This window comes from Pseudobdellovibrionaceae bacterium (assembly GCA_023898385.1).
In the GTDB taxonomy this organism is placed as follows: Bacteria; Bdellovibrionota; Bdellovibrionia; order Bdellovibrionales; family UBA1609.
Map to the genome: position 1 here is coordinate 2,933,231 of CP060220.1, position 20,881 is coordinate 2,954,111.

Genomic DNA, 20,881 nt, shown 5'->3' on the forward strand with positions numbered 1-20,881 from the left:
GTCTCAAACATGCGTTTGGCAGCCGCGCTCGCTTGCAGCGAGCACTGCACCAATCCGAACTCGCTTTTGCAGAAGAAGTCCCCGGATGCGGCCGCCAAAGCATTACTCCGCCGGTGATTTATTGTCCTATCGGTCTTGGAAAATTTTTTGGGCTATTTGTAGTCCATTTAGGGCGGCGCCTTTTAGAATGTTGTCTGCCACTACCCACATTAGGTAGGTTTTTGAATCGTAAAAATCTTGGTGTACGCGACCAACAAATACGGGGTGTTTTCCAGAAACTGAAAGTGGATGGGGGTATTCTTCGGGTTGTGCTTGTTTTACAAGTTGCAAGCCGGGGCCATCGCCTAGAGTTTTTAATACTTCTTCAAGAGAAGACGTGTCATTTTTTAAGGTCACCCAAACCGCTTCGCTGTGAACATTCAATACGGGCACTCTCACCGTAAATGCACTCACGGGCAGATCGGGTAGAGATAAGATCTTGCGGGTTTCTCGCATGATCTTCATTTCTTCACTGCAAAATCCCTGATCATTAAAACCACCAATTTGTGGGAGAGCATTAAAAGCAATGGTGTGTGGAAACACTTCATGGGGTACTTCTGGACCACCGGTGAGTTGGGCTGAGGTTTGCTTGATCAATTCCTCTTGGGCGGCCTTACCGCCGCCGCTGACGGCTTGATAGGTGGCCACCTTTACGGCTTCTAAGCCAAATTTTTTGGCCAAGGGATTTAGTGCAACCACCAATTGAATTGTCGAGCAGTTGGGATTGGCAATAATTGTGGGCTTAGTGAGTTGATCGACCAGGTGACCGTTAATTTCAGGTACCACAAGTGGATATTCATCACTCATTCGAAAAGCGGCCGAATTATCAACGGCATAGGCCCCATCTTGGACAGCCTTGGGTGCCCACTCTTTACTGATGTCATCGCCCGAGGAGAAAAAAACCACATCGAGGCCCTTAAAGCATCCATCATGGAGGCTTTGAATTTTCCAAGATTGGCTTTGGCAAGAAACCTCTAGGCCTTCGCTGTTAGTGCTCGCAAAGGGGCGAAGCTCTGTTATTTGCAATTGCGATTCATCAAGTAGGCCCAAAAAGGTTTGCCCCACCATACCCGTTGCACCCACTACACCAATTTTGAGATTTTTCATATTTTATCCACCGTATGCTGCCGTTGAGAATTGGCCTAAGTTTCGTTTATTACTGCGTAGAGTAACAAGGTCAAGGTGAATGTTGGCAGAAAGCCAATGGCTCTGTCTGTTGAGTGCAGAGGAAAGGCTGTTACCGGTTCAGTGGTCATCGTCATATTCAGGTACGACTTCTTCACTGTCATCAGAACTTCCATCTACATTCATCACCGGATCACGCACTTTTCGCTGTTTACCGATTTTTAAAACACCAAAAATCAGGCCAAGTCCTGCATAGGTGAGAAAAGTGACAAACAGCATGACTTCGGGACGTACGGCAATCATCGCAAAAACAAAAACCGCAGCCACCAAAAATGGAAAGGGCAGGCGCTGTTTCAGATCGAGATCTTTAAAGCTTCGGTATCGAAAATTACTCACCATCGCAAAACCAAGGCCCACAGTAATTCCGTATAAAATCCACGACCGAGAGGGGTCCCAGCCGAGATCATCAAACGCCAACACAGAGCTTGCCACAATGCCCGCGGCCATGGGAATGGGTAGCCCTTGGAAGTAGGCGGGGTCCACAATTTCTTTTTGTACGTTAAAGCGAGCTAACCGCAAAGCCCCACAAGCCACGTAAAAGAAACTGGCTAGCCAGCCCAATCGCCCAAACGGTTCAAGAGCCCATAGAAATAATAACAACCCCGGTGCCAGGCCAAAGCTGACAAGATCTGAAAGTGAGTCATACTCGGCACCAAACTTACTTGTGGCGTGTGTGAGCCTAGCCACTCGGCCATCGAGCAAATCAAACACAGCTGCGGCCACAATAGCATAGGCCGACATCAGGTAGTCACCATTGATTGTGTAAATGATCGCAAAAAAGCCGAAAAACATATTTGCCGTGGTCAGTAGGTTCGGCAATACGTAGATGTTCACTCTTACGCGGTCGCTTTTTTTTCTTTGGTCAGAAGACTTTAGATTTGATTTCTTTTTCGACATCACAAACCACCAAACATATAAAAAATAATCCAAATAAACCCAGCCGCTAATATGGGCAGCGTGAAGTTATCATCGAGCTTGCCAATTTCAATCAGTTCAGAGGCTGATCCGCCAAGCCCGGCCAGCAAACTTACAATCAAAATACGGTCTGTCATAAGATTGTAACTATAGCAATATACGGCAGTAATCAGGGTGCATACAGCAAAGGCAGCCATCGTGCCTTGAAGGCTTTTGCTGCGAAATATTTTATCTTTACCATAGCGAATGCCCACATAACTGGCTACAGGATCTGCTACAGCTAGAAATAGCAAAGCCAAGTGAACAATTGTGCTCGGAAAAACCCATATAATGGTAAACACGCCAAATAACAAAAATGTAGTTCCGGCAAAACCATTGCGCTCATATTCACGCATCAATGGCCCCATGATCTTTAAAACGGATTCATTGAATTGAGGCGAAAACCGCCGCAGGACGTCCACGGTCAGAGAAAATAAGGCCGCCAGGCTAATCAGCTGCAGAGACACTACATGACTCACCTGGGAGTAGATTAGTAAAATCAATAGCACGCCCCCCATGTGCCAGACTTTTCTTATGCGATGAATGTCACTTTTCGTCTTTAGGTGGATAATTGGCATGCATCCTTTATTGATGGGACGAATTTCGGCCCAGGGGTGTTACAGATGTTGATAGTCTAAATAACTGAAATCACTAAAATTTTCTATTAGCTTTTCGGGTTTATGAAGTACAGATTATTGAGCTTAGAGCAACTCTCTCAAGCTCCAAAAATGCCCCATAATTTCAATGACTTAGGCGCTGGCGTTTGGGCCGGCCTTTGCAAATATAAACTAATGTATGGAATGGATTTTTAAGTATCTGAAACTATTAGCCTTATGGCCAGCCCTGGGAATGCTTCTGGTCGCGCCCGCATGGGCTCGCGTTCAGGCCGAGGTTCGTGATCTGGACGCGCCCCATCCAGGTTATGTGGACTCTGTAGCGGACGAAAAGAACCTTCGCGTGGTGGAAATTGCGCTGGTTCGTGAGCCCCATCTTGATGGTCCACCGTTGAGGCAGCTCATATTTGACCCCAAATTAGAACATGAGTTTTCTCAGAGATATGAAGAAAAATTCGGCCGTACTGAATCAGATAGAAACCTCGATACCTTAAACCAGTTTTCAGAAAGCGGCTATATTTCGGGAGAAAACGTAAGCGCCAAAGAAGAAGTGGAAGAGCAACGCCTTTTTGGACAATTTATGGTGAAGCGCCTGACTGAGTTTCATGTGGATACTTATATGAAGTCAAACCCCAGTGCGCGGCCGCTCTACGAAATGAAAGAGCGCGTGAGTAAAATGAGTGTCCAAGTGAACAAAGGGTATAAGTTTAATATCAACTATTCTTACAGTGGAAACTATGTCGACATAAAAGTGGATAACCCTTTTGAGGTTTATAACAACGTGAAAGTTGAAATGGACCCTGAAAAGTTGGGGCCTTCAGATATTAAAGAAACTATGCTTTCGTTAAAATACCCTGTCGACAAGACAATAGTCGTGGGCTCTGATTTGCGTCTCAACGAAGGGTTTGTGAATGTATACGGCTCGCGGCAGGTGTCGCCGCACTTAACAACGAGTTTATCTGGATCCACCTATTGGTCGGCCACTCCAGAGCAGGAATCACGTATAATTATGGGACTAACTTGGCATTAGTCTATTTGCCACCCATTGTGCTGGGAATCGAGGTCTTACCTTGAAATTCTCCCTTAATTGAGGCTCAATAAAAAGACAATCAAGGGGGTTCTTGTGAAATTAATATTTTTATTGCCAGTGATTTTGTTTTTTGTCGGATGTGCTCAGCGCCCATTCAAGGGCCACGGCATGGCTGAACATTTTAATATGATGGACGCAGACGGTGACGGCAAAGTTTCTAAAAAAGAATTTGATACTGGTCACGAAAAACATTTTTCAGAAGTAGATGCAGATAAAGACGGCTTTATCACAAAAGATGAGAAAAAGGCCTGGCACAAATCAAATAAAAAACGTTCTTGTGGCAAAAATCAATAGCCATTGATCTTTAAGAACCTTCAGGGGAGCCATACTCTTTTAGGGGCTTCATGTACTTAGAGCAACCCTGAAGGTCGCCATTATATTCATAGTCACGAATAATATCTCTTGTTGACGTCCCGATTTTTATTTTACAGAAGTCGTTAACCACCACGGGTTCTTGGGACGAAACGGATTCTTCTACCACTTTGTTGTCTACTACTTTTGTCGTTGTTTTTGTACGAGTTTGGTATTCGGTATAAGTGCGGTCAACACTCCAGATGTAGATGTGTCGATCACCCGTTTCAATCTTGTCGTCTGGATACCCCAGAATTTTAAATGCTTTGCCGATTCTTTGACCTCGAAGGCGCTCAAGTCCGGGTTCCATTTTTTTTAGGCTGGCACAGCTTGATATTGTGAAAATTGAAAATAGAAGCAAAAAACGCAACATGGTCATCTATCCTTTAAAACCCTTTTGGGCCTGGTTTTCATATCATAGTGGTTCAATTACATCAAAATCAAACCAAGATAGAAGCCAAAATTAAACGCCACATGGCAGGTGACGGGCACGGTAAGTGATCGCGTTGTGAAATATCGAAAACCCCACCAGATTCCCATCAGGAGCATCCAGCTGCTCTGATAATAGATGAATGTGTGAAGCTGCTGATGGGTGTAAAAGATAGAGCCGAGAAAGGCATAGGCTGTCAGGGCCGCTGTGACTAGGGTGGTGGGCCAGTGCTTTTTCAACAAATCTTCGGTGGGATGAAAAAGGGCATGCCTAAACAGAAGTTCAATTAACAGTGACGCGGTAAAAATCCGCGATAGAGTTTCCTCGGTGTTATTGAAGGTAAGAGGATTATTAATGCCGGCAGTTTTTAGTCCGAAATACATAAAAAAACCGGCAGCTATGGCGACCAGTGCATCTAAAAATAATTGGCGTGGGTTTCGGACTCTAAACGAAATACGGTCGCGGAAAATTAGACTTGCAACTAAAATTACCAAAACTTCGATGATGTATCCGCCAGAGTCCACGACGCTTTCGACGTAAGCAGGGAAAAGAAAACGAGTTATTATATAAAACGCTAAAAGACCAATACCGATAAACTTTTGAGATTTTTTGTTCCTCATGGCAACAGCCAGTTTATTTTAATTTCGTTGTGTTGTTAATTGGTTTTACCGGCAAAGGAGAGTTCGCGCGGTCTATATCCTGGTCGTTGGACCAGAGCGCAGACTGCGGGGCTGATCGAGCCCATTATCTATAAATATCTAGGGGTTTTGTATAAAAAGCGTGTCTTCCTCAAGGTTTATGACGTTTGAGCAAAGATTTATTCGGATGTAAATGGACTCGACAAGCTTTGATTTCTTGAACGAAAAGTTAGCCCGAAAGCGGCTAGAAGGCCTCCCTGACTGAAACAGGTTGTGGCACCGTCATTGCAATTGTACCCATGAGAGTCTTGGGGGGACAATAGATTCTTTAAAATTTACTATTGTTTTTTTGGTCGTTGCTTAAGTGGAGTGTCGTGCCTTCAACAGTAACAATCGGTGATATTTTTTGTCCAATTGGATTTAAAAATGAAGAGGGTATTTAAGTTTCTGAAGGCGACATTGCCTTAGGTAGATATTCAGATGCGGTATGTGGGAGACCTTTCCGAACGCCTAGGTCGGACGTCGTTTTTCAGTAGATGAATTGCTGAGAATTTAAAAAACATATCATGATGATTTATATGGTGTGATTTTTTTTAACGGATTTGACATTTACTAGCATCTAACTCAATTTTTCGCCACTAGATGCCTGGCGTAATACGGAAGGTACATATGAGCGGTCATTTAGTTTTTATCTTCATTCTTCTTTCATTTCTTGCTCCGACAGAGCTTCGAGCTGAACGAGTCAATTCGAGGGATACATTCACCATCGACACACTCCCCCCGGGATCTGTCCCCGCTTGGTTTTACACCCAGGTTTCAGGGGGCACAGGCGGACCCTGGCCGCCAGATATTTTTAAGGCCGAGCCGAACTTTCATGCGATTACTGGCTATCTTAGGGGCACAAGCACCATGGATTTAGCTGACACCGGGGTGTTTTTATTTAAAGAGTATTTTTCAGGGGTGAATGAGTATTTAAGTAGAAACGAAGACTACGCCTTAGCCAATTACACTAATTCTTATTATGAAATGACCGGGATGAAACGCACTTGGCAACCCGATCATTATTACGTAGATGGCTCAATTTTTGCGAAATGGGATGCCACTTTAAGAAGAAAAAGCGATGGCGCCATCCAGATCGGCCAATGGCGGCGAGGGCAGAGCACCTATCATGGGCGTGCATGTCCTAAGGGGTACAAAGGAGTTATTCTGAGAAACATTGATGCTTCTACGGAATATTTTTGTGCTCCCAAGTCAGATGCGATGAACCCCGAACAAAATTACGGAGCTTCCTGCAATTCTGGCCCTACAAATCCAATCAATCTAAGTACGGGGAACAAGTATCAAGAAATCACCGTGATTTCTCCTAAAGGTAGTAGCCCTCTTTATTTTAAGTTTTACTACAACAGCCAAAGATCCGCCGCTGGAAAATGGACTCATAGTTTTTCTCGTCACTTGACTGACACTCTTGCTAGTTCTCTGGCACAGAACGCCAGTGCGGCCATATCTGGACGAGCCAGTGTAATTAGTATTTCCGCTGTCCGTGATGATGGCAGAACCCTTACATTTTGGAACACCATAGATTGGACCAATAAAAAAACAGAGCGGGATACCTGGTTTGGTTCGTCTACGAGTGCGGAGAGATTGCTGTCTGCCTACGATGATAGTGGCAACCTAATTGGCCTATTGTTGGAAGACGAGGCCGGTAATAGAGAGAGCTATGATATCAATGGCCGCTTACTCAATATTGGTTATGATGACGGACGATTTGTTGAGGCGAGATACAATGCGCAAGGAAAATTAACAAGACTTATTGATGAATTTGGCAATACACTGAGAGTTTCTCGCAAGAAGTCTAATGGAAACATTCAAGCGGTCGTAGACCTCACTGGAAATCGTTTTCGTATCAAAGGAACTGGTAAAGATAATAGTTTTCGCTTGAAGGAAATAATATTTCCGGATGCCACGTTAGACATTAAGTTTGATAATCCCACTACAAAACTGCTCTACGAAGACCAGCGTGACAATACATTGCTGACGGGCCTAGTTGACCCTGCCAACAATGTTGTCGGAAGCTGGGCTTATGATGACCAGGGCAGAGCTGTTTTAAGTGTAAAACAAAATGGATCACACGCCTATTCAGTGGCGTATAATCCAGATGGCTCGGCGACGGTTACGGACCCCTATGGCATCAGTAAAACGTTTAAATTCAAGAGTGTGTTGGGTATAAATCGCGTAGCCAGTATCAGCGGCGAATATTGCAATATTTGTATCAACAGTGTTGCGAAAAAAGAATACAACGCTGCCGGAAACCTCGAGCGTGAAACAGACTTCCGTGGCAACGTCACCTACTACGAGTATAACGATAGAAATCTTTTGACTCTCAAAGTAGAAGGCGAGGGGTCGGCTGATCCGCGCACGACAACTATCCAGTGGGAGCCGGATTTCAATAAGCCGGACAAGATTACAGTAGGTAGACTTACAACTGACTATGATTACAATAAAAAGCGGAAACTGATCAGGGTAACAAAAACTAGTAGCGATACTTCACTAGTCAGCAAGACCATCTATAAATATTATAGCAACAACAAATTGAAATCAGTAGACGGCCCCCGCAAATCTGTAGACGGCGTCAACGACGTTACTCTTTATCGGTGGGACTCGTTAGGCAATTTAAGCAGCATTACCAATGCCTATGGCCACAAGACGACTTTTAAAGAGATCATTGGTAACAAGATCACAGAATATGCCAATGATCTGGATCCCTCTGAATTAAGTCGCATAGTAGAAGTGACTTCGCCGAATGGCTCTATTCGTTATAAGTACTACGATCTTAAAAATCGCGAGGTGAGAAGTTCAATTGGTGATCGCACGATCACTTATATATACAACGATATGGATCAACTTGTTGAAGAGATCGGTCCTAAATCAAATAGTAAGGGTGTAATGGGTAAAAAGATCTACACCTATGATGCCAATGGAAATGTAGATTTAATAACAAATGAAATTGGAGAATCCATTAAGCACAAATACGATCAAATGAATAATCTTGAAACGGTTACTTATTTTGATCGTTCTGGAACGGCTCGACGTCATGTTAATATGTATTATGACAATAACAATCGCTTGGCCGTGTCTGAAGCTGGAATGGGTCAGCAAATTAGAACAACATACAACCCTCAGGGTCTTGTTAAGACAATAAAAAATCCTAATGTCGACCTGTTGAACTTTGATTACGATAGTCTCAATCGCCGTAATTTGCTTGTAGATCCTGCCGGAGTGACCTCTACACTTGTGTACGACGAATTTGATAATGTAGAGCAGGTAACAGACCCGAAAGGCAATACCACCCATTATTCCTATAACGGACTTGGTTACTTAGTGGGAATTGAGAGTCCTGACTCTGGACCGACTAGTTTTGTGCCCGATGAAGCAGGTAACATTGTGAGCAAGACGGGTGCAAAGGGTGAGTTTTTCACTTATAGGTATGATGCTCTTAACAGAATAACGTCTGTAGAGGCTCCAAATCCAGCAGATAGTGTTTATTATGAATACGATCAATGTGCCAATGGGATTGGTTCATTGTGTAGCGTAAGACGAGATAAAACCTTACTGACTTATGCTTACAATAACTACGGTGAGGTTGTTGAAAGATCTCAAAGCTACGGTGAAACTCCGGAAAACTCCACAGCAAAAGCTGTCTTAAATTACCAATACGATCAAATGGGTTTACTTGTTGGTATGGTTTATCCCAGCGGTATGGAAGTGAGCTATCAGCGTAATCTTGCGGGGCAAATAAAAAAGATGGAGGCTCTTATTGATGGTCGATGGCTCACGCTTGCGCAAAACATTAATTATGCCCCAGAAGGCCCAATTAAATCGTTGAAGCGAGGGTCGAGATTGGAGTCAGTCAAAACAGAATTGGACGCTGACTATAGAGTATTAAGAATCTTAAGTGACAATTTAGATCTTAATTATGAATATTGGGCCGGAACAGACCGGGTTAAAAGTGTTGAGAGTCGTGCCAATGGGTCATTCTCCGCGCTGACTCAATATTACTATGATTCGTTTGGTCGCTTAGAATCTTTTGAAGAGTCAGGCAAAGTGACCAGCTGGACGTTTGATGCCAATGGCAACCGCATAGAGACTAAAACCGATGAGGAGTTGGTAAAGAAATATGCAATCGCCCCAAATAGCAATCAGCTGCAATCAGTGACTGACGTTCTGAAATCCTCAACGTCGACTGTTGAAAACAATCAATTTGGCAATGCTACTGTTTTTGGTGGGATAGCTTTTGACTATACTTCTGACAACCTAGTGGATCAGACATCAAATGGGATGCAATATATTTACAATGGAATGGGCCTAAGAATGGGCCATCGCAGATTTCTACAACACGACAGTGATACTCAGTTTTTCTTTTTTGACGACACGAGACTGTTAAGTGAATATGACTTCACAGGTAAATCGCAAAAAGAATACATCTATTTGAACGATAGGCTGTTTGCGGTTGTTGATTCGCGTGACGGCGCAGCTTCGAGCACCTCAGCGGGTGGCGGAAGTGGTAGCTCAGTATCTAAACCAACGCTCTTTTATGTCAATATCGATGCATTAGGCACTCCCAAAAGTGTCGAAGCTGAAGGCGGAAAAGTTGTTTGGCAAGCGCAGTACAGTCCTTTTGGTCTTGCTACCGTAAACGACAATCCCGATGGTGATAGCCAAACATTTACTTTATCCCACCGCTTCCCGGGGCAGTATTACGACGACAGCACGGGGCTTCATTACAATATCAATCGTGATTATGATCCACATTCGGGCCGCTATTTACAGACCGACCCCATTGGTTTGGTGTCAGGATTTAACACTTATCTTTACACGAGCCATGATCCTATTAACAATGTGGACAAAAATGGACTGTTCGCACCTGCTGTATTTTTTGGTGCAAGAATAGCATATAAGATGTTCCTCTCGTCGGTAGGTGTTTTAGGCGCAAGAGAAGTTGCCAAGAATGCTTTCGAGAATGGCGCCATAACGGTCCCCTCTAATACTTTGCCAGAGAATACTGCTGAGGAAGGTGAGAAAACGGGCGAACTCATGCCAAGGGACCAGTGCAAGACAGGAGATCCGGACGACTGTGAAAAATTGGTGAGGGATTGGCTGGAGGAGACTTATAACTACTATAATTACTTGTACAAAACGGGCTTTCTTACCAGCGAGGAATTTCAGGAGGCCCAGTATGCTGCAGCTAGAGAGGCAAAACTTAAGCTTTTTAGATGCCAAAACAACGTGATGAAGCCCGATGAGTTTAAAGTGCCACAACCCCTGCCTGGATTTACTCCACCTCGCCGTGGCCCCCTTGGAAATTTTTAAAATTTGAGTCGAAATCTATTCGGATATCTCAAATGAGATATCCGAAGAAAAAGCCTCCGGCTCGATCCAGATGACACACCCATTTACACACCCAGCCAGGTGGGTACGTCATCTGATTGGACCGACATTTCAGTGGGAGGTTCCAGCGTTTGCGGAATCAATAACGGCGACACACTTTGTTGGGGGCAAAATATGTTAGGTTTTATTCCCACAACGGCGGCGCCATTTTTGATTTTAGAATTTCAGTAAGACAATAGATCAAGCGATGCACGGTAGAGTCTTGCCTGGCTGTTGAAGGCTTCGGCGTTTGCAAAAATTAAGTTTTCTTAAGGAATCGTCCGGGTCCCAAAACAGCAATAATCAATATTCTTTTGGTTCTAAGTTGATAAATCAGTCGATAACCATCATACACAATCTGTCGAAAGATCGGATTCTCTTCTACTATGCTTCCTGATTCGGGAAAACGAGTTAGTCTTTCAACAGAATCAATTAACTCATCTACAAAGGTAATGGCTCTTGGCGGATTGTCTTCAGCAATGAAGTCACCTATGGACTCAATATCCTTTAAGGCTTGAGGGGACCAAACTATTTCCACTTTTTCTTCATGGCCTTTAATTTTTTGATTGCAGACTTGTGCTCAATACCTTCGCCTGATTCAATTTGTGAAAGACCAATAGCCATTTTCTTAAGAGCGTCTTTTTCATCAAGCATTTTATCATAAGCCGCTTTTGAAAGAAGCACCACAGGTTCGCCTTGCTTGTGGGTTATGACCTGGGTTTTTCCGGAGGAAACTTCCTTCAGAGTTTCATAAAGGTCACTTCTTAAGGAAGTGGCAGATTTCACTTTTGGGGTTCCCATAAATACCTCCACCTCAAAGCGTACGTTATTACGTACATATTGTCAAGGATACGTTTTTAAGCCGAACTTCTCTTCAAATTCAATCATTTCGATAACGAGGTAATAGGTCCTCAAATTGAGGTGTTTCGCCCCTATTAACCAATAAATAAATGTCACCAAGGAGCAACGGCTCCGCGCCCCGCCCTTTGTCTAGCCCAGTTGTTTCATACTGATACGACTAAAGTTTTAGGGCCATTCGTCCGATAGAAAAGAATGATTAAGGCAAATCTTAACATTCTTTCTAAAATTCGAGTGAGTATCTTTTCGATCACCACGTTTTTGGTCGTGATTATGGGAGCGCTGGTCTACTTTTCTCTTGTGTCGCCTCCGCCCATAGTCATAGGTACTGCGCTTGATTCAACACGTTCGCCGGCTTCGATTGTTTCTCCTTCTGCGGGTCCGATCAGCGAGGCTGTTTCTGACGAGGTGATGCCCACAATCAACTTGGGTTGCCTAGACCGTGGCCATATTAAACCCATTGATTCAAAGGCTTCTTACGTGCGTGTCACCGGAAAATTCTGCAACTCTAGAAAATCGCCAACGGACACTTTGGTGGTGAAAAATTCAAAATCTAAATTTGTGGCATCAGTATTTCTAGTGGACGGCCGTGAATTTACAACGGACTACATTAACCTCTTGCCGGGGCAAAATGAGATATTTGTGCAATTTGGCGAAGGTGATAGCCAATCCGAACATCAATTTCTAGTGAATCAATTGGCAAAAGCCGCCAACTAATCTTTTACATCTTCCGATTTTTCTACTGGCTTAACTTCGGTTCGCTTTAAAATAGCTTCCGCCACTGCCTGTAAATTATATTTTTTGTACATACTTCGCCGAAGGGCTTTGTTTACTTCTTTGCTGACCTCTAGGTCCGATTCTTTGATTTTTTCATAGAGGGCCCTAATTTCAGACTTATGGGCCTCGGGTTGCATTTCACCCATAAAATTTTCTAAAAGTACGTAGTAGGTGACTTGTTGATCCACGCTGCCCACTTTATTTTTAATTCCATAGATGGCTTCATTCACCACACTGGCCAAAGTGTCTTCAAAGGCTTTATAGCGACTCAACTCAATTTGTACTGTGGGAAAAATTTTTGACACCAATTTGTCATTGGCCGTGTCTGGCCGAGACAAAACCAACTTAAGAGCCTCTCGCAGCAGCTCCACAGCCTTTGCTTCACCTTCTGTCCCAGAGGAGGCGCTCAGCTTTTTAGCCTGCGACATCTTGGCGTTCACCGCCTCAGTCATGTCATCGAGGTCTTTGCCGCGCAGCTGACTATGTGTGTAAATCTCGGCCTGGGCGGTGGTTAACGTTAAAGCCAATACCATTGTGATAAAAAAGAAACCCAACTTAAGTTTTTTCATGCTTCTAAGTATGATACGTGACCCGCCGCATACACAATTTGTGTTTTCCTCTTATGGACGTCTGTGTCAATATAGTAGAAATTTTTTGCCTCACACAGGAGAGACAATAGTGAAGTTAAAAGTGCAATTTGGAATTCTTAGCTCGTTGGTTGTTTTTATGGCGGCATGTAGCCCCACGGCGTCGCAGCTGCAAAAAACATTAGAAGAACACCCTGAGGTTTTGCTTGAAACCATTAAAAAGCATCCAAAGAAATTTATGGATACGCTTTATCAAGCACAAGAATTGGCTCAGAAAAAAGCTCAAGACGATCAGCTGGAAGAAGAGTTCAAGAGCCCGAAAACCCCTGAGATCCAAGACAATCGGGTGATTTTTGGCAACAAAAATGCTCCAGTTACGATTGTTGAATACTCTGACTTTCAATGCCCGTACTGTTCAAAGGCCCATGACACAATGAAGGGTTTGCAAGAAAAGTACGGCGAGAAGGTCCGCATCGTTTACAAACACTTACCATTTAAGTCTTTAGCAGAGCCCGCCGCTCGATATTACGAAGCCATTGGAATGCAAGACCCAGCTAAGGCTGAAAAGTTCCACGACACACTTTACGAAAATCAGAAAAAAATCCATGACGAGGGTGAAGACTATCTTAAACAAGTGGCGAAAGAGGTCGGAGCTGATCTTAAACAGGTGTTAAAAGATATGAGTTCAGAAACCGTGAACAAAATCTTAAAGGCCGACTTCGAAGAAGCCCAAAAGTTTGGATTTCGCGGAACACCAGGGTTTCTTGTGAACGGTGTGGCTGTGAATGGTGCCTACCCACAAGAGCATTTCGAAACGATTATCGATCGTCACTTAAATAAATAACGGTCGACTTCAGTTTTTCGGAACATCAAAAATCGAAAAGCAGGGGAGAATGAGTATTCAATCGAATGCCGTCTCCCTGAAAATCCTAATGGTAAACCAGGGCAATCACATTGATGTCGTTGGTTTGACATTCTATTAACTTAGACCAGAACAACCACCTCGCTTTTTAGCAAAGGTTGACTAGTAGCCATTTTACGCCGTGAAATGGCTACATGATGACGAAAAGATTATTATTTAATAAAATTAAGGACTTAAAGAAATCGATCTTGCTGCTTGGTCCCAGACAAACTGGAAAATCCACTCTCATTAAGCAGCTCCGACCAGAAATAGAAATCAATCTCGCGGATCAGCAACAGTTTTTACGTCATCTATCGGATCCGTCACTCATTAAGAGCATGGTAGCGGGGAGAAAGACCATTTTTGTGGATGAGGTACAACGAATTCCGTCACTGTTAAACACTGTACAGTATTTAATAGATGAAACTCCCGGTGTTCAGTTTTTTCTGACTGGCTCTAGTGCCAGAAAACTCAAGCGTGGGAAGGCAAATCTTCTGCCTGGACGAATCGTCACTTATGAGCTAGGACCGTTGACCCATCAAGAACTGGGTGATGACTTTGAAATTGAAAAAGCACTAGAGGTGGGTTTGCTGCCCGGGCTCTACTGGGAAGAAGGCCGGCAACTGGCTCACAAGATACTGCGCACTTATAGTGCCACTTATCTGACAGAAGAAGTTCAATCTGAAGCATTGACGAAAAACCTTGAAGGATTTTCTCGATTTTTTCAGGTGACTTCAGCGCTTAGTGGCGGATTTCTAGACTACGCTAAGTTTGCTTCGAAAGCCATGATCGACAGAAGCTCCGCAAGACGCTATTTTGATGTTCTGGTGGATACTCTTATTTTTTACAGAATTGAACCGTTCTCAAAAAGTAAGACTACTCGTTTAACCCAACACCCCCGGTTTTATTTTTTTGATTTGGGAGCATTGAACGGAAGCCTAAACAATTTTGGTGTGTCGTCTGATCGAAAAGTTTTACTTTTTGAACATCTTTTTTTACAGCTGCTGCTTTCATCTGCCAAAGCCCATGATCATGTCATACGAACAAGTGTTTACAGGACCGAAGCTGGAGCTGAGGTAGATTTTGTCATTGAACGTGAAGATCAAGTATTTGCAGTTGAAGTTAAGGCTTCAAAAAACGTGGGAAAAAGCGATCTAACCGGATTAAAGAGCTTTGCATCATTTTACGGAAAGACTCACTTGCCCATGGTGATTTATCTCGGATCGGAAGATTATGAATTAGAAGGAGTGCCAATTAAGAGTCTATCTAGTGGATTCCGAACCCTTGGCTATTAAATAGGTACTCAATGTGGTTTTCTTTTTCATAGTTGCGGATAGCTGCCGCTGAGGAAGTTCCACACGCCAGTGTTCCAATTGGGGAAGGGTGTGGCTGTTTGCATATTGGCCGTGGGTTGCCCGGTGCCGCCCGCGTAGGGGGCTGAGTCCACAGTGTTTTTGTCGCAAGTGCTAGAGTCATAGTAAACATCGCTGAGAGTTAAGGTGGCTGAAGCCACACCGGCCACGCACCCCAATCGATTGTTGCCGGTGGCCGTGCCGGCGAAGTAGCTATTAATAACATCAATAGTGCCAGTGCCTCCACCGGATCCAACGAGGCCTCCAACGACGCCACTGGAGGCGTGGGTGGAGTTCACGCTACTTGAGCTATAGCTGTTACTTAAAGTAAGACCACCGCTGATACTGGTGCCGCCGATCAATCCGCCACCTATCCCGCTCCATACGGTGGCGGATCCCGTGGCAAAGGATTGGGTGACTAAGCCCGAATTCGCATAGATACTCCCGACAAGTCCGCCACAAGTGCCTGAGCCACCATCAAGAGTGCCGTTAAAGCTGGAATCTGTAATGTTTATTGTATCGACATCAGCTTCGCCGACGAGGCCGCCAACCATCATGCCGTTAATCGCGCCCGATACCTGGGCTTGGTTGATGTTGACTGACGCCATATAGGATGAGCTAAAACGACCGAGTATGCCGCCCACTCCGGAATTGGCAGATCCCACGATAGAAAGGCCAGTGACATTAATATTTGTGAATTGGAAGTTGAACGTTGCGACACCACCGGCCGCCCCGACAACGCCACCCATGTTGGAGAAAATATCAACGATATTGGTTCGACTTAAATTGATGACATCGATATTTGTGAATGTGCCACTGTTGCCGAGGAAGCCTATGACACCACCAGTGAGAGAGCCAATCGGTATGGAGACATCGGTGACACTCACATTGCTAATGTCCACGGGGCCAAGGCTTTCATGGATGATCCCACTCCCTTTTGTTGAAAAGGTGGCTGCGCTTAAGTGAACATTATTGAGTGTTAGTGTGCCGCCAGACTTATGGGTTCTTATCAGGGTAGAAATGCCGCCAGTGGATGTTAGATGAATGTTCTCTAAGAAGATGTTTTGAAAAGTGGCGTTAGAGCCTGTTTCCATAAAAACGGCTACGTTGTCACTGCCAGCATCCACAGCGATATTGCGAATCTTTTTGTTGTTGCCATCAAAGTGCCCTGTGAATGGCGTCCCGCCCGTGCCAATTTTATGAAAGTTAGCATAGTCAATAGATGTAAAGTCCAAGTCGGATTCTAGGCGGATAAATTTATCCCAACTGGAATTCGTGGCGGCAAAATGGGCCCAATGATTAAGACTACAAACTCTAAAGGGTTCGCCAGAACTGCCATCGCCGCCGCCAAAGGCGTTCAAGAGGGTTGCATCGCACGCGGGTGGAGGGGGAGCAGGATCATCCGGCGGTAGAGTCGAAGCTGTATCATTGATTTGCCCCCGGATCTCGTTGTCAGCCAACTGACATCCGGCAGAAAAGATCACACCAACCAGAGCCAAAGGCCACAATGCCTGGGTCAACCACGGCGAGACAAGGCGTCGCAAGAAAAAAGCCAAAAATGGATAGAAAAAATCGTTCATAAAGACCTTCCTAGGCTACCTGAGTGTCGGGTAGGTTATGCCGTCAACGATTTGCCAAATATTTATAAAATCCCAGTCAATAAATGTATTTTTCTGCCTGAGGTCAGTTTGATTCGTGCCAAAGACGTAACTGGTGTCACCGGTATCTCCCTCGCTAGTGTCAAGTAGGCTGGGATTACTCTCTTTGTTCCAGTAATTTTGGTGATAACTGATAGTTTGTCCATTGGTCGTGCCAATGAGTCCCCCTTTGTTGCCCATGCCTGTGACAATACCCAGGGCGAGATTGTTGCTTAGATTCAGCGTGGCTTGCACAGAACCAATGAGACCCCCAGCGTAATCATCACTTGTGACATCGCCCGAGGCGTAGGAGTTTTCAATATTTAGCCCTGCTCCACTGGTCGTGCCAATGAGTCCTCCGGCTTTTGTGGTTTGTGCTTCAACAGAGCCCGTCGCGTAACTTTGATCGATTGTAGGGTCGACCGCCATGGCAGCACTTGCAAGTCCGACGAGCCCGCCAATATGGTCGAACCCAGTTACATCGCCAGATGCAAATGACTTTTCAACAATCATTTTACCAGTGACATTTGCTTGGGTCTGCCCAATAAGCCCGCCGACGTAATTGATTCCTGTGACAGTGGCATTGCTGGAACTTGTCCGAACGATCTCCGCCTCACTGGCCAGGCCGCCCACCTTATAGGTGCCATCGACAGTGGATGCTGTTACATCGCTGTCTTCAATGATTGAACAGTAAACGCAAAGGCCACCGGCGGCATCCCAGGCGTTAATCGTAGAATTGGTGATTTGGATGTTTCGCGCCACCAGAGGCACATTAGTAGACAAGGCAGCGGCGTCACCGACGGAGCTGGTTAATTGAAAGCTATCAATGTTCAAGTTTGAAGCTTCAGGATACCCCCGTGGCACCATAATGCTTGATGTGTGGGTGAGGAGGGCGGCATCACCTGTGGGCGCTGTGTAAACAAGATTTGAAAGAGTATGTCCATCGCCATCAATTCGTCCTTTAAAGTTAGACCAGGGCCGAAACGTCTCGCTCAGTGTGCTGAAGTCAATATCGCCGACAACAATAAAGTTAGCTCCATTGTAGTAGGGATTGAGGCCCACCATATTGAATTGGTCTGCAGTTGCAATTTGATAGGGATTTAAATAGCTGCCATCACCGCCGGCAAAAGGGGAAGTATCTTGCCAACTAAATCGAGGGTATTCGCCTGGAGGCAAATACCAAATGGCCTGGGCGGCGTTAGTTAGGTTTGAAAAAGTCCAATTGCTCGGGTAGGCGCTGTTGAAAGTGGAGAGCGTTTTCATTTCAGCTGTGGTTTTGCCAAAAGTGTTGTTGCACCCACCGTAGCCACACATTTCACTTTGGCCTGATTTTTCGGCATCCCAGAACGAGCGCGTAACAGAGTGGGTTGAAAACTTGCCGCCGACAAGGCCGCCAATGTCGGCACCGCTGAAATCGGTCTCGCCAGCAAAGTAGCTATCATAGATATCAAAGCTAAAGTCATAGCCCACGAGACCACCGGCCGTGCCGCCAGAGGCAGTGATTCGCCCTGTGGCGTAGCAATATGACATGGTATCTAGACTGAGATCGCCACCAATGCCCCCAACTCGAGTTACGCCTTCCACATCTCCCGTAGAAGAAGCGTTTTGAATAAAACCGTCCCCTCGTCCAACAATCCCACCCACGTAGCTCTGGCCGACAATATTGCCTGTGGAATGCGAGTTGACGATGGTTTCAATAGCTCCCGGCCTTGAGAGCGTGCCGGCAATGCCGCCCACCCAGTTGGCGCCCGAAATATTTCCAAACGACTTTGAAAAGGCGATTGTAGTTCCGCCTATACCGCCGCCTATTCCACCCACATATTGATTTCCGGTTACGGGGCCTAAAGATGTCGCATGATAGATAAACATTCTTTCGGTGCACCCACTTGTACCCATATAACCCACAATGCCTCCAACATAATCCCCCCCGGCAACTCCCACATCTGATTGAGTGTCGACAATGGACATGTAGGATTTGCCCGAGCTGCATGCGCCACCTGAAAAGTTACCGACAATACCCCCGGTGTTGGCCCCGCCGTTGGCGACAGAGCTCGCCTCAGCGCGGCTGCCTAAGATGTATCCGCTGGTTTGTCCCGCAAGGATCCCATAATTGTCGCCATTGCCACTGATAACAACGTTAGTGGCTCGAATATTATCGAAGGTGTTAAAATCTCCTTTTCCGGCCAAGGCACCTACATAGTCTGAGCTTCCAGCGTCGATGGTTATATTTGAAAGCCTAAGGTCTTTGACGGTTGCAATTTCGATATGCCCAAAAATTCCCACACCTGAAGGTCCATCCACAGTGAGATTTAAATGGCTAATGGAATAGTTGTCACCGTCAAGACTTCCGGTGAATGCCGTGCCAGCATATTCGCCAATGGGCCGGTAGTTAGTCTCATCATAATCGATGAGGCTGATGTCTTTTCCGAGACGAAAATGCTTATCCCAAAGAGTCTCAGCGTATCCAATGGCTGCCAGCTGACCGGCCGTAACAATAATATAAGGATCAGCTTCGGTGCCTGAGCCAAACAATGTGGGGTCATCGCCTTGGTAGTTATCTGGAGTGGGCGTCGTTGGCGGAGATGGGTTTGAGGGGCTTGCGATCTGCCCGTGAATTCGATTGTCCCCCAGTCGGCATCCTGTAGATATGTTAAGACTAAACAGGGCAAAAAATACGATCGCATGCTTGAGTGCAGTGGCACGAATCATTGTCTCTCCAAATAAACGGGTTTTTCGGTGATCTGAGTACCAATGTTCTTATCGGCAAAAATGAGAAAAGTTTATTACCTAAGGATAGCTTTTTTTGGATAAAACGTTTCAATATGAGATGGAAAAAAGGGTCGGAGGGCCGCCGTAGGCCGAGCAATCGCGGAGGCATCCGTTTAGTTGCCCATTGAGGATTTCTCTTGGGCCTGGATCTAAGGCTAATGTTGTGGTGTTTGGGGACCTGTACGGGCACGCAAAAGTCCATTGCAACTATGAATGGAATTGAAGTGATATTTTTCGCCTAGTTTATGGCTCGATAGTTTTCGTAACCAATTGAAATTATTTGGTTAATCTTACAGCAAAAGTAATATTTAAGCGGTTTAAATAAAAATTTATTTGAAATTCAAAACTCACACGGCAGGGGAGAATGAGTATTCAATCGAATGCCGTCTCCCTGAAATTCCACAGCATAGGCTGAGATTAAAAGACCGCTATCTCGGTCTAGTCTTAAAAGTTCTCCGTAACGGGGATCGATATCATCTGCTGGTGAAAAAGAAGTGCAGTCTGTGCGCTGAACAGTAAACACAATTTCTGCCGTGTGTCCTTGCTCAATAACAGCCATTAATTCTTCCAAATGCTTTTGACCTCTTGTGGTGACCGCGTCGGGAAACTGGGCCTGTGAGCCCTTGGCCAAAGTGACATTCTTGATTTCTACAAAATGAAACTTACCTGAAGAAAAATCTTCGGTGGTGATTTTTTCTGGCACATCCGGAGACTCCAGGTTGTTCCATAAAACCATGTCTATGCGGGTTTTAGCGTGTAGCTTCACTTCTTTTTGTGCGTGAGTAAAGGCCTGCCAATGGGGTATGCGCTTTTCAGCCCAGGCTTCCCAGACCAACTGATTCGACAAATGGGTGTTCACGCCCACCCACGAATTTTTTGTTTTTAACATTTGAAGGGTGTACTTGAGCTTTCTTTTAGGATCATCATTAGTGGTGTAGCGACAGGGCACATGAGATTCTAAAAGTCCCTTCATGCTACCGGTATTGGGGACGTGGGCGGTGAGCACCTCTGAGCCTTGTTGGATGTCTGCAAAAAACCGTTTATAGCGTTTGAGAAAAAGACCGTCATTTATCGGATCTTCGAATTTCATGTCAGCGCTCCTCGAAAAAATGCTGAAAAATGAGCGAAAGTTGAGACGGGACCACCTGGTTTTTGCAAAATCAGTGGCCACCCATGACACGCCGTTTCGCGATAACGAAAGGGGGACATTTTCTTACCGTCTTTTATGACTCTTTCGGCTACCATCTATAGACAATTTTCACAGAGCTGACTACA

17 protein-coding genes are annotated in these 20,881 nt (G+C 45.0%); 6 read left to right on the forward strand and 11 right to left on the reverse strand.

Annotation, left to right across the window (positions count from 1 at the left end; translation table 11 throughout):
• Window positions 1-126 precede the first annotated feature (126 nt).
• The 3 genes from H6626_13515 to H6626_13525 form a co-directional block, all read right to left on the reverse strand.
• On the reverse strand, window positions 127-1,146 hold the full coding sequence (locus tag H6626_13515) for an aspartate-semialdehyde dehydrogenase (protein USN47188.1): 1,020 nt from the start codon (window positions 1,144-1,146) through the stop codon (window positions 127-129).
• A gap of 138 nt (window positions 1,147-1,284) precedes the next feature.
• Entirely contained in the window at window positions 1,285-2,121 is an 837-nt protein-coding gene (pssA, locus tag H6626_13520) for a CDP-diacylglycerol--serine O-phosphatidyltransferase (GenBank protein USN47189.1), read from the reverse strand.
• The gene (locus H6626_13525) at window positions 2,121-2,681 is read right to left on the reverse strand and encodes a hypothetical protein (protein USN47190.1); all 561 of its coding nucleotides are present in this window, start codon (window positions 2,679-2,681) and stop codon (window positions 2,121-2,123) included. Before H6626_13525 ends, pssA begins: the two co-directional genes overlap by 1 nt.
• 292 nt (window positions 2,682-2,973) lie before the next feature.
• Here H6626_13525 and H6626_13530 point away from each other — a divergent pair, with 292 nt between their 5' ends.
• A complete protein-coding gene (locus H6626_13530; GenBank protein USN47191.1) occupies window positions 2,974-3,822 on the forward strand; it encodes a hypothetical protein in 849 nt (282 codons plus the stop codon).
• Window positions 3,823-3,915: 93 nt separating this feature from the next.
• Window positions 3,916-4,176 carry a hypothetical protein gene (locus tag H6626_13535; protein ID USN47192.1) on the forward strand — a complete coding sequence of 87 codons (261 nt, stop codon included), beginning with the start codon at window positions 3,916-3,918 and terminating at the stop codon, window positions 4,174-4,176.
• Window positions 4,177-4,186: 10 nt separating this feature from the next.
• On the opposite strand, the gene H6626_13540 is transcribed toward H6626_13535, so the two are convergent.
• Both H6626_13540 and H6626_13545 read right to left on the reverse strand, forming a co-directional pair.
• A complete protein-coding gene (locus tag H6626_13540; protein USN47193.1) occupies window positions 4,187-4,606 on the reverse strand; it encodes a hypothetical protein in 420 nt (139 codons plus the stop codon).
• Window positions 4,607-4,662: 56 nt separating this feature from the next.
• Window positions 4,663-5,283, reverse strand: coding sequence for a CPBP family intramembrane metalloprotease (locus H6626_13545; GenBank protein ID USN47194.1), 621 nt, complete (start codon window positions 5,281-5,283; stop codon window positions 4,663-4,665).
• 687 nt (window positions 5,284-5,970) lie between these two features.
• Between H6626_13545 and H6626_13550 the strand changes: the two genes are divergently transcribed.
• Window positions 5,971-10,668: an RHS repeat protein gene (locus H6626_13550; protein USN47195.1), complete on the forward strand. Its 4,698-nt coding sequence runs from the start codon at window positions 5,971-5,973 to the stop codon at window positions 10,666-10,668.
• 316 nt (window positions 10,669-10,984) lie between these two features.
• Here the strand turns inward: H6626_13550 and H6626_13555 are convergent, their stop codons facing one another.
• Together H6626_13555 and H6626_13560 are read right to left on the reverse strand one after the other, a co-directional pair.
• On the reverse strand, window positions 10,985-11,263 hold the full coding sequence (locus H6626_13555; GenBank protein USN47196.1) for a type II toxin-antitoxin system RelE/ParE family toxin: 279 nt from the start codon (window positions 11,261-11,263) through the stop codon (window positions 10,985-10,987).
• The gene (locus H6626_13560) at window positions 11,254-11,526 is read right to left on the reverse strand and encodes a type II toxin-antitoxin system Phd/YefM family antitoxin (GenBank protein ID USN47197.1); all 273 of its coding nucleotides are present in this window, start codon (window positions 11,524-11,526) and stop codon (window positions 11,254-11,256) included. Before H6626_13560 ends, H6626_13555 begins: the two co-directional genes overlap by 10 nt.
• A gap of 252 nt (window positions 11,527-11,778) precedes the next feature.
• Here H6626_13560 and H6626_13565 point away from each other — a divergent pair, with 252 nt between their 5' ends.
• A complete protein-coding gene (locus H6626_13565) occupies window positions 11,779-12,300 on the forward strand; it encodes a hypothetical protein (GenBank protein USN47198.1) in 522 nt (173 codons plus the stop codon).
• On the opposite strand, the gene H6626_13570 is transcribed toward H6626_13565, so the two are convergent.
• Complete coding sequence (locus H6626_13570) at window positions 12,297-12,929, reverse strand: hypothetical protein (GenBank protein ID USN47199.1); 633 nt, start codon at window positions 12,927-12,929, stop codon at window positions 12,297-12,299. The two genes, H6626_13565 and H6626_13570, sit on opposite strands and share 4 nt — an antisense overlap.
• A 220-nt stretch (window positions 12,930-13,149) precedes the next feature.
• Here H6626_13570 and H6626_13575 point away from each other — a divergent pair, with 220 nt between their 5' ends.
• Together H6626_13575 and H6626_13580 are read left to right on the forward strand one after the other, a co-directional pair.
• A complete protein-coding gene (locus H6626_13575) occupies window positions 13,150-13,791 on the forward strand; it encodes a thioredoxin domain-containing protein (GenBank protein USN49044.1) in 642 nt (213 codons plus the stop codon).
• Between the two features lie 212 nt (window positions 13,792-14,003).
• The gene (locus tag H6626_13580) at window positions 14,004-15,143 is read left to right on the forward strand and encodes an ATP-binding protein (protein ID USN47200.1); all 1,140 of its coding nucleotides are present in this window, start codon (window positions 14,004-14,006) and stop codon (window positions 15,141-15,143) included.
• Window positions 15,144-15,169: 26 nt separating this feature from the next.
• Here the strand turns inward: H6626_13580 and H6626_13585 are convergent, their stop codons facing one another.
• The 3 genes from H6626_13585 to sfsA all read right to left on the reverse strand — a co-directional run bounded on the left by H6626_13585 (window position 15,170) and on the right by sfsA (window position 20,696).
• The gene (locus H6626_13585) at window positions 15,170-16,780 is read right to left on the reverse strand and encodes a hypothetical protein (protein USN47201.1); all 1,611 of its coding nucleotides are present in this window, start codon (window positions 16,778-16,780) and stop codon (window positions 15,170-15,172) included.
• Between the two features lie 15 nt (window positions 16,781-16,795).
• Window positions 16,796-19,546 (reverse strand): hypothetical protein, encoded by a 2,751-nt coding sequence (locus H6626_13590; GenBank protein USN47202.1) that lies wholly within the window; start codon window positions 19,544-19,546, stop codon window positions 16,796-16,798.
• A gap of 400 nt (window positions 19,547-19,946) precedes the next feature.
• Window positions 19,947-20,696, reverse strand: coding sequence for a DNA/RNA nuclease SfsA (gene sfsA, locus H6626_13595; protein ID USN47203.1), 750 nt, complete (start codon window positions 20,694-20,696; stop codon window positions 19,947-19,949).
• Window positions 20,697-20,881 lie beyond the last annotated feature (185 nt).

Bases quoted from the DNA above. Each gene is read 5' to 3' on its own strand.
- H6626_13515 (USN47188.1), bottom strand. From the start codon at position 1,146: ATGAAAAATCTCAAAATTGGTGTAGTGGGTGCAACGGGTATGGTGGGG.
- pssA (USN47189.1), bottom strand. From the start codon at position 2,121: ATGTCGAAAAAGAAATCAAATCTAAAGTCTTCTGACCAAAGAAAAAAA.
- H6626_13530 (USN47191.1), top strand. From the start codon at position 2,974: ATGGAATGGATTTTTAAGTATCTGAAACTATTAGCCTTATGGCCAGCC.
- H6626_13540 (USN47193.1), bottom strand. From the start codon at position 4,606: ATGTTGCGTTTTTTGCTTCTATTTTCAATTTTCACAATATCAAGCTGT.
- H6626_13545 (USN47194.1), bottom strand. From the start codon at position 5,283: ATGAGGAACAAAAAATCTCAAAAGTTTATCGGTATTGGTCTTTTAGCG.
- H6626_13550 (USN47195.1), top strand. From the start codon at position 5,971: ATGAGCGGTCATTTAGTTTTTATCTTCATTCTTCTTTCATTTCTTGCT.
- H6626_13560 (USN47197.1), bottom strand. From the start codon at position 11,526: ATGGGAACCCCAAAAGTGAAATCTGCCACTTCCTTAAGAAGTGACCTT.
- H6626_13565 (USN47198.1), top strand. From the start codon at position 11,779: ATGATTAAGGCAAATCTTAACATTCTTTCTAAAATTCGAGTGAGTATC.
- H6626_13570 (USN47199.1), bottom strand. From the start codon at position 12,929: ATGAAAAAACTTAAGTTGGGTTTCTTTTTTATCACAATGGTATTGGCT.
- H6626_13580 (USN47200.1), top strand. From the start codon at position 14,004: ATGATGACGAAAAGATTATTATTTAATAAAATTAAGGACTTAAAGAAA.
- H6626_13585 (USN47201.1), bottom strand. From the start codon at position 16,780: ATGAACGATTTTTTCTATCCATTTTTGGCTTTTTTCTTGCGACGCCTT.
- H6626_13590 (USN47202.1), bottom strand. From the start codon at position 19,546: ATGATTCGTGCCACTGCACTCAAGCATGCGATCGTATTTTTTGCCCTG.
- sfsA (USN47203.1), bottom strand. From the start codon at position 20,696: ATGAAATTCGAAGATCCGATAAATGACGGTCTTTTTCTCAAACGCTAT.